The following is a 12,861-nucleotide window of genomic DNA, read 5'->3' as shown; positions in this document are numbered from 1 at the left end:
GAACTCATCAGGCGTCATGCCCCAAAGCTCCTACCCTACTCAGCGCCTGGAAAGGACGCTGCCGCCTACTCTATTTCGTAAGAAAGCTTGAATCCACTGCGTAGCACGATGCGTTTGCCAGCTGGTACGGTGGCCAGCAGACGGCCGCCAGCGGTGCGTAGTTCGACGCTGCCTGTGATCGGTCCCGATGGCACTGGCACGTAGCCACCGCTCGTGAGGGGGAAGGAACCGAGGTAGTACGGTGCGCGCATGAGTGTGTCGCCCGTAAAGCTTAGGTCTACACCAGCGCGAGCCGACGGACTGCTGCCCTCCGTACCCGCGGCGAAGGTGAGGTACTGCTGCCGGTTACCAATCAGGCGCAAACGGCCTGATGTATCACGCACGCTCACTAGGTAGCGACGACGCTCCATTGTGTCCAGCGCGTACAGTGTTTGGGCGTTAGGGTGGCCACGTTGCGCGGTCACCTTGGTAGGGTAGATAGTGCCGTGCCGACCGTTTGCCTTGGGTGGTTCGCTGAACTTGATGGAACCAGGCGTCACCTTCAGCTCGTGCCAACCGGCTCCTTCGCGAAGCTCTAAGTCACCAATGACCTGACCTTGCGCCACCACTGGGTCAGCGAGTACCTCTTCGACGGCCAGCGCGTACAACGCCGTGTAGCCAACTAGGTCTGAGCTGACCGGCTGATTGAGTTGGATGCTATCGGGCACGGAGTTGAGCGATTAATTGGGTGAGGGGAAGCGGCACTTTATCTAGCTCCTTGGTAAGGGACAAAACTCGATTCTTGCGGGACAAACGTGCGACCGATTTTTTAGTCTTTTTTGGCGGTTTTTGCGCCTTCTGTTCAGCCTTTTTTAAGGCGTTTTGCTCGCGCTGCACGGCCTTCTTCAGGGTCTCAAACGAGATATCTTCCTCCTCCAGATCGTAGATATCCATGAAGGCAATGATGGCATCTTTCGTGGTCATATCCATGCGTTGCCCCATGATCTCAACCCACGCGAACAGCTCTGAGCGAAACAGGCCGTCGACGTAGTTATTGAAAAGGAAAACGGTGTTGGAGTTCATGCCCTTCAGGCCGTACTGCTTCATGGGGTAGCGACTCAGGCGAACGTTGAAGCGCCCCTTGTACTGGTCCATCGTGCTGTCCTTCTGGCAATCCTTCAAACCATTGCGCAGCAGATGAAATAGAAGCGCGCCAAACTGATCACGTTCGGAGAGACTGTAGTCCTCTCCTAAGTGCGCAGCCAGGTACTTTACCAGGTGCTTTTTAACGGGGAATTTGAGGATCTGCGCCTTCTTGCGAGAACCAGGGGTTGGGAGCAACTCGGTGAGTTCTCCAACGGCAAGCATAGGAATCATAGAGCGGCCTTGGAATGAGTCAAAACTATTGCGCAGCAAAAGCACTGACGGAGCTATTCCAAAACCACGCGTAGAGCGTAGCGATTGGGCATGAAGCGAATAGATGTGAGGCTTTTTTATAAAATATTTAGTGAAAAAAGCCTTGATATTTTACAAAAATGTATCAGCAACAACTTCGCCAGAAGACTATATAGGTTAGAATGGTACTCCGGTAAGAAGCGCGCACCCTGAGCGGACTAGGCAGAAGGAGAGGAGAATGCGCGAGAAAGTTGCGCGGAAAAAAGTAGTGATGCTTTTTCCGCTGAAAACAGCGAAAAACCCGACCTACACGACCTACACGAACCTACAACGCTAAAAACCTCAATTCCGAAGCCTAGAAGCACTTTCGCGTGTAGGTCGGCTGTAGGTCGGGCGCTAATTTTTGTAGGTCGCGTAGGTCGTATGCATGCCGAGCGACCTACACGGACCTACACCGACCTACACTTTTTAAGGGAGTAGAATAGACGTAGTAAGTAGTAAAAGCTTATTTAAAGAGAATAGAAGCACTTTTTCTTACTCTATAAAGCCGTGTAGGTTTGTAGGTCGGTGTAGGTCGGCTTTTTTGGGGTTTACGGCTTTTTTCAGACTACTCTACTTTTTGTCAAAATCAATTCGTGCTTTTTGTGCCCCCGCGCCCCCACGCAGCCCGCGGCTGGTTTGTTGTACTTTTTGCTGACCTACCGGAACCTCGGCCCAACAAAAAAGGGAAGCGACGTGCGCTTCCCTTTTGCCGCCAGGTCCCCACCTAGCTAGAATGATTCGGCCGCTATTCCGAATCAGTATTTATATCTCCATTGATGGAGCTCAAGTCGATACCTAGTTCTTCAAAGTTAAACCCGTAGCAGCTGGTGGGGTTCGTCCGCAGCACACCACCAGTAGCCGAGGGCGGCATGTCGAAACGCAAGTTCTTCATTTCTACGAACGCCGGGTCGTGCTTCAGGTAATAGTCCAGCGTGAGCTTGTCTAGGCCAGGCACGTTGTACTGGCTGCGGTGCTGCATCATGTAGGGCGGGTGTACGTTGCCCAGGCGAATGTAGAGGTTGCCTTTGTGGAACTTGTAGTCGACGCCCTCCACAATGAGCGGCTGAGGCTTGTGGCTGACCATGCCCACGAACACGTCCCAAAAGCGCCGGCTGTCGGTGCTCTGGCTGATCTGCTCGTGCTGGCGGTAAATGATGTGCAGCGCCATTTTGTAAAGCTCCTCCGACGTGAACGGTACCTGCAGCAGTTCCTGTTCCATCAGAAACAGCATCGGGGCCAGAATAATGGCCATGTTCTGGAGCATGCGGTCCTCGATGGTTTTGCCCTGCTTCTCAACTTCCCCTTTCAGATAGTCACGCACGATCTTGTAGGTCTGCGTGTACCACTCGGTGACTTCGCCGCGGTGGGCGAGTACCTCCAGCGTGATGCTGGTCAGGCTCTGCTCCTGCATCTTCTTGAGCTTGGCGAAGCTCTCATAATCGCGGCCCTTCTCCAGGAACTCCAGCAGGATCGTGCGGGTAAACAGTGCGTTGTCGATGTTGGGCATATCCTGGCCACTGATCCACACCGCCGACCTAGGCTTGGTCACCTTGGTTTGGTTGTCGTTGCTCTTCACCCCGGTGGTGCGGCCGAAGCCGTCGTAGAAGCCTTTGAGCATGCCGACCGTCTTTTTGTCGACCGAGTTTTTATACTCGTCCAGCATCACGATACTATTGCTGAAGTTGGCCAGCGTCCGGATCACGCCGATCACCGTGCTTGGGTTCTCCAGTGATATTGAGTCCTGGGGCGTGCCGAAGGGATATTTGAAGCTCAGACCAAACTCGGTTTTACCCGATTGCCGCTGGCCGAAGGAGTAGAGCATCGGGAAGCTGTTGTGGACGTCGAAAATGTAGTCGCGAAAAAGCGAGGCGACATAGAAGCACATGCCCATGGCCCCGTTCAGGCCATACACCTTGTAAATCAAATCGGCCCACTGCTTGAACTTCACCGGGCTGGCTTTGTGCTGAAACTTCTTCTCGTTGACGTAGGCGCTGTAGTCCTCGTTGATGCCGCTCCAGAAGGGCAGGAAGTAGTTGTGGCCCCCGTGCTCCACGATGCCGTACTCGTCGGCGCTCGTCCACTTGGCGTTGAAAATTCCGTTACTGAAGGCGTAGAAGTTGCCGCGCTCGTGCCAGCCGAGGGTGTTGATTTCGGTGGTTACCTTCTCCTCACGAAAGAGTTTTTTCTTCAGGCGGGTCAGATCCGTTTCGTTGCCTTCGAAGACGAAGTTGCCGACGGATTCAACGTACTTTTTAAAGGCCCCTAGGCTCACGAACGCATCAGTTGGCAAGTCGAGGGTAGTGGTGTAACCATACTGGTTTTTTAGCTCTACGATGCGCTTGGGGGCATCCTTGCTCTTCACCAGGTACAACACCTTAATCGTGAAGCCGCAGACCATCTTGGCGCCATCCTTCCCCACGGAGTAGTAGGCGTTGTCGTGCTCGTAAAAGCCGTGCTTGAAGTAGTCCTCCGGTGAGACGCCTGCCGGCAGCATGCTGCGCAGCTCAGCATCCGAATCGTCCTTCTCCTTTAGCTCCGTGAGCGTGATGTTGTAGTGCTTGGCAATCTGAAAAAACTTAGCGGGCGACGTGCAGATCTTCAGCTCCAGTGCTTCATCGAACGCGGCGTCGACGTCTTTTTTGGAGTAGGTCTGCTCAGGGCGAGCCAGGCGGTGCAGCAGCTCCCGGCCTTGCTCCCCGAGCACGGCCAGGGCGTTGGCCGTATTGGTCCAGTCCTCCTTGCTCTTGCCGACCCAAATGCCGCGGCGCTCAAATTCCTCCACGAACTTAGTGGTCTTGTACAGATAGTCTTTCATCTGCACGCTCCAGTCTTCCACCGCGGCCGGCAGCACCGGCAGTTCCTTGGCTTTCTTCTCCTTCTCTTTGGGCTTGGCGGGGGCGACGATATCGGGCCGCAATCCATCGCGCAGCGCGTCGGCGATATCGTAGCCGTCGGTGCGCTCGGGGAAGAGGTCGATGACGGTGAAATCCTGCTTAAAGGCTTTGAGCTTGCGCAGGCTGCTGTTGTTGCGGCCTCCTTCGGTCAGTACCTGCTTCCCGTTTTTCATCTCCGGCTGGCCATCCTTCAGCTTGGGCACGTTGCCGTCGGCGTCGGCAATCCACCAGATCGGTCGGTTGAACAACACCGGGATTTTGGCGTCCGTGATGCCGTTTGCCGCGCCACACGCTAGCTAGTCCAGGTGCGGATAGTGGAAGGAAGCGAAGACCGCAGATTTCTCCGATTCTACGACGCAGATCGGGCGCGTGGGGTCGTCGTGGCGCAGTAGGTGCTCCCCGTAAAAGCAGAAGGCGTACTTGGCACCCTTCTTCTTTTCCTCATCGGTACCGGCGAAGGAATACACCTGCGAAAGCTTGTCACGCTTGCCCTCGGACGTGTATTTGAACCACTTGGCGTTGAGCAGTTGCTGCTCGCCATTTAGGTGCAGAAACACCGTGCGGTCGCGGTCCGTGGCGACGGCCCAGCGCTCCAGGTGCTCATCGGGTATCGTAATCGAGCGGGCGTAGCGGTGCAGGTTACTCGTGTGGTCCTTGGTCTTGGCCAGCAGCTGCTCGGCTTCCTCAGCTGAGGGCTTCAGCGTTTCCGGCTCGGGTGCGTCGGCCGCGGCGCCAGTGGCGGTAAATAGCTCGCCACTGGGGCGATGATCGTAGCCGCACTTGGCCGCTCGGTCGCAGATACCATACTGCTCATCGAGCCGGTTGCCATCGGCATCCTGGAAGTAACGGAAGACTTTTTTCTGTTGGCACTGGGGGCAGGTGCCTTTTGGTTTGGGGTGCTTTTCAAGCGAATAACGGGGGGTACTCATAGCGGTCAAAAGCAATATGTAAGATGACTAGTGGGGTAGGCTAGTCATTCGAGAAGAGAGAATACTGGCCTTTGCGTCGGCCGTATCGAATGGAATTTTTGCGCTGCTCCTGGCAATAAGGTCGGTCGTAGTTCAAGTGGCAGCGCTGGCAAAGAGCACCTAGGTTTTCATCCTCGTGGTTATCAAGGCCGTGGTCGAGGTGGGCTACCGTGAGAATGATGCGCATCGGCGGCTTGCGCAAAACAGTCTCCAAAGCATCCTCGTCCTCCTCGCTCATTGCGTCACTGGCAATCTGCTCAGCGGTATAAAAATTTCCGGAGGGAAAGCGCCATCCTTCCAAGCGGTCGGCGATGCCGCAGAACTTACAGCAGTTCTTGTCGCGAGCCAGGATACGCGGCCGGATCTCGGTTTTCCAGTTATCGGGGTAGCGGTCAGCTCGGAAAGGCATCAGAAGAGGCGGTTTCGTTAGGAGGTAGCTGGCTGATCAGGTACCGCAGGGCTGCCATGCGGTAAGGAATCTCCCATCGATCATGCGGATGGAAGCAGCGTATCTTGTTCTCCATTTCGTAGAGGTCGACGCGCCAGGCCTGCGGCAGGAAGAAGCCCGAATCGTAGAAGCTAACCCAGCGGTTTAATTCCTGTTGGTCGAGGTCGATATGCTGTTCACTAATTACAGTGGATCTCGGTCATCAATTGCTTCGAATGCCTTACCTAGGTTGAAGGCATCATGAGCATTTCGAACCCTGATGGTTACTAGCGTAAGGCCGTCACCCTGATCTACTTCGCTTTCAATAGCAGTCGGATACTTGCTATCAGATACAGCATCTTCATCCCAGGAGGCAACTAGCTTTCGCAAGTGCGGCAGCGTTGCCTTTGGCACCTGTTGTTTGACATGCAGCTGCTCAGGCACTATTGATGGGCAGGTGGGCCGGATACTCCATCCGTGCCACCATGCAAAGGCAGAATAGACTGCTACATCACGTGGATCACCTTTGTAGACGTGTTCCAGCAATTCTTTTACGAGTGTGTCCTGCCAGCCTTCCTGCTTCCAACCATCCTCCGGAAAGCCATACTTGACACGTGCACGTAGTGCCTTTTCCAGTAACTCTTGGCCGTAAGCCTGGAAAAGTGTTTCCAAGGTTTGTGGAATGCCTACTGGAATACGGCTACGCAGCTCACTGGCCAGCCAAGCGATATCCTGATCAGCGTCGCCAGAGTAAGTGTAGTCAATTGTGCCTGCACCGTAGCATTCATCGCAATCAGCAATCAGCACAGGTTTCCCCCCGCATTCAGGGCAGGTGTTTGATGCTGGTGGCAGGTTGCTTTCGATAGTCGCTAGGCGTTGGAGAACTTGATAATTCTTCATACTAGTATCTGATATCGGTCCAGCAGACTAGCTGGCCAGTGAAAGGAAGGCCGTGCTCCTCTCGGAAGAAGTCGAGCAAGCTTTTGAAATCATCGAAACCATCGGTGCAAGCCAGTACTTGACATTCTAGTGGCGTGAGCCTTCGATCATCAATGGTGATATAAGGCTGAATTGCAGGCCCAATAGTGCGCTCCAGTAGCGGCCAGATTCCAATATTCTGCACCACATGAGCCACACCATCTTCCCGAATCTTCGCCATCGACTTCTGGCGCACGTTTTCATAGAATTGGATGCTCATGCCCACCCGCCAGCGGTCACCGGCTCGGATTGAATGGGGCTTCGTGCCGTCTGCTACAGCCGACACGAAGCGTTTTTTGAAACCTAGGATCATTTGGCCAGAAGCTTCTCCACGTCTGCAGGTTCAGCTAACCGGCCGTCATGCGCCACCTTCACCATCCAAAAGCTGCCGATCTCTGTTTTTTCGCCGGTGTATTCGAATAATAGCCGCTCGTAAAGTGACCGGGCTTCGTTCTCGAGCATCACGTGCAGCCAGAGGTCGGTGCCATTCTGATCGGCCCACCGCATGGCTGCGCGAACAAGAGCTTCCCCAATACCGCGGCGACGATAGTGCGGGTGAACGAAGAGGCTACTCAGGGTCGGGGTGCCATCATCGATCAACATGATTTCGGCGCCCCCTAGGAACAAGTGCTCTTCGATACAGGCTAGCTTCACCGAGCGCACGTTTTCGATGGTACAGTCGAGTAATGAGATTTTCTTGCTCATGCTGCAATTCCTTCTTCATGCTCAATGGCTCCCTGCTCCTCTTCCTGCATGCTCCAGCCAAGCACCTGTGCAATCTTCTTTTGCAGTTCCTTCTGGCCGTTTGGGCCGAAGGATGCCATATGTTGCTGGTAAGTTTCTAGGTACTTGATATGCGCCTCAATCTGCTTCCCAGTGACCTCTGCATCGCTCCGGATGAACGCCTCCAGTGTACGCCGTTGTCCGTTGCTAAGCTTGTACCAATGCTCACCGAAATGATCTTTTACTCGCTCTAGCCGGATGTTGGTTTGGCTCACGATATCAGCATACTTGCGGTAAGCTGGCAGCACGCGCTCAAGCTGAATACCGATGATAAAGCAGGCATCCAAGCCTTCTTCACCTAGCTGCATATTGATTTCACTCTGCACGAATGCGTGCGCGAACTGTCGCAGCTTTTCGTTGTTTGGGGCTTTAAAAACGGCTTTTTGGGGCATAGCGGTAGGTTGGTTAAATAGAGATTCGTAGGGCTTCAGGAAAAGGAAAATGGCGCTCCAGAGCCGCCAATACTGCATCGATAGCTTCTTGCACCTCGGTGCGTTCTAGCTCCCACGCCTGATGGTTTCCTTGCTCGTAGTAGGCTAGTTTGTCTAGCTCCAGCCTAGCCAGGCGCCGCTGCATGTAGCGGTGCATCCACATGAGCAGCCGCAGCTTATCTTCCGGAGAGCCGCACAGCAGTAATTCGGTGATGGATCTCGGTCTCATTAGGCCAGTAGGAATAAAAGGCAGGGTACTAAACCGAGAGGCTTTAGGGGTGCTGGGATAAGCGACACGACTAAAAAGAATACTAATAAAAAGAAGCTAAATGCAAGAATCTTAGAAAAAGACAACTGCTTGCATTGGGCAAAAAGAAGGCGCTTTCTCATCTTTTATAGATCAGATTTAATGGATAGAAATAAGTTGTTTGGGGGTGGGCGGCGCCGCTACTACACTAGATTGGTCAATGACCGGCGCGCATCTTCCTGCCGCTTCTTCTCAGCGTTGGCGCGTTTCAGCATTTCTGGCATAGCTTCGTGGCTCAAATCCAGTTCACGAACAATGCGGTAATAGGTCGGCCTGCTGATTTTGTAGTCTTTGCAAATTTCTTCCCGGTCTTTCTTTTTCAGGAAGCTTTGCAGAGCCTCAATCAGTTGCTCTTTAGTCGGCTGCTGTTCAGCTCCATTTTGCTGAGACTGTTCTGTAAGTGCCATTTTATCTTGGTTTAGTTCTTGCTGAACCATTTTTGTAACACTTTTAACGAGTGTTTTACAAATATGATTCATTAAGAGACAAAACCAAAACAAAATCATTAAGAATATGGGAAACGATTTACCTGCCGAACTTTTCATTTTTGTCTCATTGTGAGACTAAAAGATGTCAAGTATGGCACACCGTGGTGAAATCGTTGCTGAGGCAGTGCGTAAAAGCGGCATCAAGCTGAGCAAACTTCACAATGCATTGAAAATCAGTAGGCCCACCCTATACCGTCGATTCGAAGAACCAAACCTGGAGTTCGACTTCATCCGGGAAGTAGGCAAGGCCATATCGCATGACTTTTCCATTGAGTTCCCTGAGCTCAAGCCGCCCAAGCCCATACCACCAGCCCCTATCGAAGCCTTCCAACTGGAGAGCCTAGATGATTGCAAGAACAAGCTGCTGCACGTGTATAGCCTCTACACGGAAGTGCTACACAAATACAACGGCCTTTTGATGTCGATGCAAAAATGAGTGCGGCGTACGACGCCCTGCGCCAGGCTATGGGCTGCGGTGATATCGAACTCACCACGCCGGTGGCCGCCCTCCTACCTGGTGACGTCAGCGATAAGAAGCGCTACTACGATGTAACCGCACTGATTTGGCAACAGGCGGCAGGAGATTGGCACCAGCACTTCTGCGAAGTATTGGACGAAGCCTGCGTGCTGGAGATGCTGAGCTACTACGATACACCTGCTCCAACGCAGGAAAACGTTTAGCACGTGTTTACCAAAGTCCTTATAAACACCTGCTACTCAGCAGAATCATGTAGCCCCGTCTCTGGTACTAAGAGGTCACAAAACTTTATAGAAGCGAAAGCGACTAGTGTTTATAACACTAGTCGCTTTCGCTTTTTGAGGCATAGGGGGCTTTTACTGCTTTCTCTGTCCCCGATCGTATCGTGGCATTGCGCTTCACAACGCTGTGCGCTGCTTACTATAGTTGATTGCCCATCGGAAATAAGCTAGGGCGAACGCAGTGCATAACAGTCAGACTCAGGCTGAGCTAGAGCAAAATGAGCAAGCGGCGCCGCTCAATCTAATAGATTTAGGCCTCATCACGCCGAGTGAACTGAAGCAATCAGTATCAACTATGGCTGTTTGCAGAATAACACATATAAAATCTTGTCCTTTCAGGTGGTACTCATCGGCCGCTTTTCAGTTTCACAAGGTGGCTAAACTTCGTACGCCAACTACTTATGGATGTGCTGCGCTCATGCTATTGTTGTGTCATTAAATAATGCTGGAAAGCTGCTTGGAGGGCAAGCTACTTTTTGACAAATCCATTATGCGCCAAACCAAGATATAATTGATTATCAGTTCAATATCACACTATATCAAATTGAACAATACCAATATAAATAAAACCATCTAAAAAGTATTGTTTCTCAGATGAGAGCCTTACAATTGCATGTGATTTCGTCCTAAGTAAAGAAAGCTCAACATGTGTAAAATATTGATAATTAGCAACAATTACAAACTTATTCACTCATCTGCAACAGTACTATCAGCAGGAACAAATTGTAACTGTATCCGTTCGAATAGCCAGACAAGACAAGCTTGTCATTTGCACTATATTCTTATTTTCCCATGAATACCGAAGACCTAAAAGAACTCGTCAAAAACGGCCTAGCCGCTCAACAAGCCGGTAGCCAAGTAGCTGCTGCTGCTACAGACGAAATCCAGAACGATGCAAAGCATCCGGAACTGAAGGCCGCCCTCGAACAAGGTAACGCTACCTCCAAGGAATGGGCAAAGCGCATTGAGCGCGCCATTGCTGAAATAGGTGAGGTTGAGAAGCAGAACAACGAAATTCTGGAAGCGCACTACCGAGTAAGCAAAGAAATCCGGGGCGAAGCTAAAACCGACGACGTACGCGACCTAGGCATCATTACCAGTGGCCAGTTGGCCTTGCACTACTGGATTGCTTCATTTGGCACAATGGCTTCTTACGCCGGTGCCGCTGGCTACGAGCAGATTGCACAGGAAATGAAAACCTCGGTAGACGAAGCCAAGCAAGCAGACGACAAACACACGGAAATTGCCAAACAAATTCTTTCCGCTAAGTAAGCGGGTGTTTCCTTTTTGCCCTATTATTTTGTCATTGCATAAAAGGCCTAAACCTATCGGTTTGGGCCTTTTGTTGGTTGGGCCACGTTAAATCGCCTGCTTTTCTCCTAGCGCTACTCAAGCCAAAAAGCCCCACCAGACCAGTGTCCAGTGGAGCTTTTTAGTGATGCGAACCTAGCTTTTTCTACAGAATCACTGTTTCGATGCCGATTTGTGCGGCTACTTTGCCCGTCAGCTCACGCACGGCGGTGGCAATACCGGCGGCATCGAAGCCACACTCTTTGTAAAGCTCATCTTGGGTACCGTGCTCTACCACGCGGTCCGGTATGCCGAGGCGCTTCACCGGCACGCTGTAGCCGTGGTCGGCCATGAACTCTAGCACAGCCGAGCCGAAGCCCCCCTGCAAGCAGCCGTCTTCCACCGTCACAATAGCTTTGTAGCGGCTCAAGATGTCATGTAACATTTCCTCATCGAGCGGCTTAGCGAAACGCATATCGAAGTGGCCAGGCTCCAGGCCTTCGGCTAGCAGCTGATTGGTGGCGCGTACGGCGTAGTTACCAATGTGGCCAAAGCTTAGGATAGCAACGCCTTCGCCTTCGCGAATCACGCGGCCCGTGCCCACCGTAATTTTTTTGAACGGCGTGCGCCACTCCGGCATCACGCCTTCGCCGCGTGGGTAGCGGATGCTAAATGGCCCAGCATCGGGCAGCTGCGCCGAGTACATAAGGTTGCGCAACTCACTCTCGTTCATGGGAGCCGATACCACCATGTTCGGGATGCAGCGCATATAAGCAATATCGTAAGAGCCATGGTGCGTGGGGCCGTCAGCGCCCGCAAAACCAGCACGGTCGAGGCAGAACACCACGTTCAGGTTTTGCAGCGCCACGTCGTGCACGACTTGGTCATAGGCCCGCTGCATGAATGAGGAGTAGATGTTGCAGAACGGCACCAAACCTTGCGTAGCTAGGCCTGCCGAGAATACCACAGCGTGCTGCTCGGCAATGCCCACGTCGAAAGCCCGATCGGGCATAGCCTCCATCATGATGTTCAGCGACGAGCCTGAAGGCATGGCCGGCGTCACGCCCATGATTTTGGAGTTTTGCTTCGCGAGCTCCACAATGGTGTGGCCGAACACATCCTGGTACTTCGGGGGCTGCGGCTTCTCGTGGTGCTTCTTGTAAATCTCGCCCGTAATCTTGTCGAACAAGCCCGGCGCGTGCCATAACGTTTGATCTTTCTCAGCTAAAGCGTAGCCTTTGCCTTTCACCGTCACGCAGTGCAGCAGCTTCGGACCCGGTATGCTGCGCAAGTCGCGCAAGATGGTGACCAAGTGATTTACATCATGCCCATCGACGGGACCGAAGTAGCGGAATTTGAGCGCCTCGAACAGGTTACTTTGTTTCATCAAAGTAGCCTTCATAGCAGTTTCTACCTTGCGAGCAATGTGCTGCGGATTGGGGCCGAACTTGCTCAGCTTGCCAAGCACATTCCATAGCTCGTCGCGCACTTTGTTGTAGGTACGCGAGGTGGTGATGTCCGTCAGGTACTCCTTGAGCGCGCCCACATTGGGGTCAATGCTCATGCAGTTGTCATTCAGAATCACCAACAAGTTTGACTTCTCTACGCCCGCGTGGTTCAGCGCTTCAAAGGCCATACCGGCCGTCATGGCACCGTCGCCGATTACAGCAATGTGTTGCCGGTCCTTTTCGCCTTTGTATTCAGAAGCCACCGCCATACCAAGAGCTGCCCCAATACTGGTGCTGCTGTGGCCTACACCAAACGCGTCGTACTCGCTTTCGCTGCGTTTTGGGAAGCCCGACATGCCATTGTAGCGCCGATTGGTCGGGAATCGGTCGCGCCGGCCGGTCAGAATCTTGTGGCCGTAGGCTTGGTGACCCACATCCCACACGAGCTGGTCGAAGGGTGTGTTGAAGATATAATGCAAGGCCACCGTCAACTCCACTACTCCGAGCGAAGCGCCAAAGTGGCCACCGTAAATCGAAACGGAGTCAATAATAAATTGTCGGAGTTCTTGGCTTAGCTGTACCAGCTGATCCTCACGGAGTTTCTTAAGATCATCGGGCGAGTTTATAGCCGCCAGCAATTCACCAGGTTCGACAATCATCGTTGGAAGGGAG

General features: G+C 52.8%; 15 protein-coding genes. 3 read left to right on the top strand and 12 right to left on the bottom strand.

The window, feature by feature from the left end:
• Positions 1-65: 65 nt before the first annotated feature.
• The 11 genes from BXP70_RS25310 to BXP70_RS25260 all read right to left on the bottom strand — a co-directional run bounded on the left by BXP70_RS25310 (position 66) and on the right by BXP70_RS25260 (position 8,749).
• The gene (locus tag BXP70_RS25310) at positions 66-707 is read right to left on the bottom strand and encodes a hypothetical protein (protein ID WP_086596918.1); all 642 of its coding nucleotides are present in this window, start codon (positions 705-707) and stop codon (positions 66-68) included.
• Positions 697-1,356, bottom strand: a complete 660-nt coding sequence (locus BXP70_RS25305) for a hypothetical protein (protein ID WP_086596917.1) — start codon at positions 1,354-1,356, stop codon at positions 697-699. Before BXP70_RS25305 ends, BXP70_RS25310 begins: the two co-directional genes overlap by 11 nt.
• Before the next feature lie 805 nt (positions 1,357-2,161).
• Complete coding sequence (locus BXP70_RS25300; RefSeq protein WP_143436678.1) at positions 2,162-4,561, bottom strand: hypothetical protein; 2,400 nt, start codon at positions 4,559-4,561, stop codon at positions 2,162-2,164.
• 45 nt (positions 4,562-4,606) lie between these two features.
• Positions 4,607-5,239 (bottom strand): DUF6371 domain-containing protein, encoded by a 633-nt coding sequence (locus tag BXP70_RS25295; RefSeq protein ID WP_086596915.1) that lies wholly within the window; start codon positions 5,237-5,239, stop codon positions 4,607-4,609.
• Positions 5,240-5,279: 40 nt separating this feature from the next.
• Positions 5,280-5,687, bottom strand: a complete 408-nt coding sequence (locus tag BXP70_RS25290; RefSeq protein WP_086596914.1) for a hypothetical protein — start codon at positions 5,685-5,687, stop codon at positions 5,280-5,282.
• Positions 5,688-5,909: 222 nt separating this feature from the next.
• Positions 5,910-6,605 carry a hypothetical protein gene (locus BXP70_RS25285; protein ID WP_086596913.1) on the bottom strand — a complete coding sequence of 232 codons (696 nt, stop codon included), beginning with the start codon at positions 6,603-6,605 and terminating at the stop codon, positions 5,910-5,912.
• A 1-nt stretch (position 6,606) separates the two neighbouring features.
• Positions 6,607-6,996: a hypothetical protein gene (locus tag BXP70_RS25280; protein WP_086596912.1), complete on the bottom strand. Its 390-nt coding sequence runs from the start codon at positions 6,994-6,996 to the stop codon at positions 6,607-6,609.
• The gene (locus BXP70_RS25275) at positions 6,993-7,388 is read right to left on the bottom strand and encodes a GNAT family N-acetyltransferase (protein WP_086596911.1); all 396 of its coding nucleotides are present in this window, start codon (positions 7,386-7,388) and stop codon (positions 6,993-6,995) included. Before BXP70_RS25275 ends, BXP70_RS25280 begins: the two co-directional genes overlap by 4 nt.
• On the bottom strand, positions 7,385-7,858 hold the full coding sequence (locus tag BXP70_RS25270; RefSeq protein ID WP_086596910.1) for a hypothetical protein: 474 nt from the start codon (positions 7,856-7,858) through the stop codon (positions 7,385-7,387). Before BXP70_RS25270 ends, BXP70_RS25275 begins: the two co-directional genes overlap by 4 nt.
• Before the next feature lie 13 nt (positions 7,859-7,871).
• Positions 7,872-8,126: a hypothetical protein gene (locus BXP70_RS25265; RefSeq protein ID WP_143436677.1), complete on the bottom strand. Its 255-nt coding sequence runs from the start codon at positions 8,124-8,126 to the stop codon at positions 7,872-7,874.
• A 221-nt stretch (positions 8,127-8,347) separates the two neighbouring features.
• On the bottom strand, positions 8,348-8,749 hold the full coding sequence (locus tag BXP70_RS25260) for a hypothetical protein (RefSeq protein WP_143436676.1): 402 nt from the start codon (positions 8,747-8,749) through the stop codon (positions 8,348-8,350).
• 34 nt (positions 8,750-8,783) lie between these two features.
• Between BXP70_RS25260 and BXP70_RS25255 the strand changes: the two genes are divergently transcribed.
• From BXP70_RS25255 to BXP70_RS25245, 3 genes are all read left to right on the top strand, one after another.
• A complete protein-coding gene (locus BXP70_RS25255; RefSeq protein WP_086596907.1) occupies positions 8,784-9,128 on the top strand; it encodes a hypothetical protein in 345 nt (114 codons plus the stop codon).
• A complete protein-coding gene (locus BXP70_RS25250) occupies positions 9,125-9,373 on the top strand; it encodes a hypothetical protein (protein WP_086596906.1) in 249 nt (82 codons plus the stop codon). Before BXP70_RS25255 ends, BXP70_RS25250 begins: the two co-directional genes overlap by 4 nt.
• Positions 9,374-10,243: 870 nt before the next feature.
• Positions 10,244-10,723, top strand: a complete 480-nt coding sequence (locus BXP70_RS25245; RefSeq protein ID WP_086596905.1) for a YciE/YciF ferroxidase family protein — start codon at positions 10,244-10,246, stop codon at positions 10,721-10,723.
• Between the two features lie 184 nt (positions 10,724-10,907).
• On the opposite strand, the gene dxs is transcribed toward BXP70_RS25245, so the two are convergent.
• Positions 10,908-12,848 (bottom strand): 1-deoxy-D-xylulose-5-phosphate synthase, encoded by a 1,941-nt coding sequence (dxs, locus tag BXP70_RS25240; RefSeq protein WP_086596904.1) that lies wholly within the window; start codon positions 12,846-12,848, stop codon positions 10,908-10,910.
• Between the last annotated feature and the right edge of the window lie 13 nt (positions 12,849-12,861).

The sequence above is a fragment of the Hymenobacter crusticola genome, assembly GCF_002154225.1.
Taxonomy (GTDB): Bacteria; Bacteroidota; Bacteroidia; order Cytophagales; family Hymenobacteraceae; genus Hymenobacter; species Hymenobacter crusticola.
The sequence above is the reverse complement of the archived record's forward strand: the minus strand, read 5'-3'. Positions and strand labels throughout refer to the sequence as shown.

Bases quoted from the DNA above. Each gene is read 5' to 3' on its own strand.
- BXP70_RS25305 (WP_086596917.1), bottom strand. From the start codon at position 1,356: ATGATTCCTATGCTTGCCGTTGGAGAACTCACCGAGTTGCTCCCAACC.
- BXP70_RS25295 (WP_086596915.1), bottom strand. From the start codon at position 5,239: ATGAGTACCCCCCGTTATTCGCTTGAAAAGCACCCCAAACCAAAAGGC.
- BXP70_RS25290 (WP_086596914.1), bottom strand. From the start codon at position 5,687: ATGCCTTTCCGAGCTGACCGCTACCCCGATAACTGGAAAACCGAGATC.
- BXP70_RS25285 (WP_086596913.1), bottom strand. From the start codon at position 6,605: ATGAAGAATTATCAAGTTCTCCAACGCCTAGCGACTATCGAAAGCAAC.
- BXP70_RS25280 (WP_086596912.1), bottom strand. From the start codon at position 6,996: ATGATCCTAGGTTTCAAAAAACGCTTCGTGTCGGCTGTAGCAGACGGC.
- BXP70_RS25275 (WP_086596911.1), bottom strand. From the start codon at position 7,388: ATGAGCAAGAAAATCTCATTACTCGACTGTACCATCGAAAACGTGCGC.
- BXP70_RS25270 (WP_086596910.1), bottom strand. From the start codon at position 7,858: ATGCCCCAAAAAGCCGTTTTTAAAGCCCCAAACAACGAAAAGCTGCGA.
- BXP70_RS25265 (WP_143436677.1), bottom strand. From the start codon at position 8,126: ATGAGACCGAGATCCATCACCGAATTACTGCTGTGCGGCTCTCCGGAA.
- BXP70_RS25260 (WP_143436676.1), bottom strand. From the start codon at position 8,749: ATGAAAAGTTCGGCAGGTAAATCGTTTCCCATATTCTTAATGATTTTG.
- BXP70_RS25255 (WP_086596907.1), top strand. From the start codon at position 8,784: ATGGCACACCGTGGTGAAATCGTTGCTGAGGCAGTGCGTAAAAGCGGC.
- BXP70_RS25250 (WP_086596906.1), top strand. From the start codon at position 9,125: ATGAGTGCGGCGTACGACGCCCTGCGCCAGGCTATGGGCTGCGGTGAT.
- BXP70_RS25245 (WP_086596905.1), top strand. From the start codon at position 10,244: ATGAATACCGAAGACCTAAAAGAACTCGTCAAAAACGGCCTAGCCGCT.
- dxs (WP_086596904.1), bottom strand. From the start codon at position 12,848: ATGATTGTCGAACCTGGTGAATTGCTGGCGGCTATAAACTCGCCCGAT.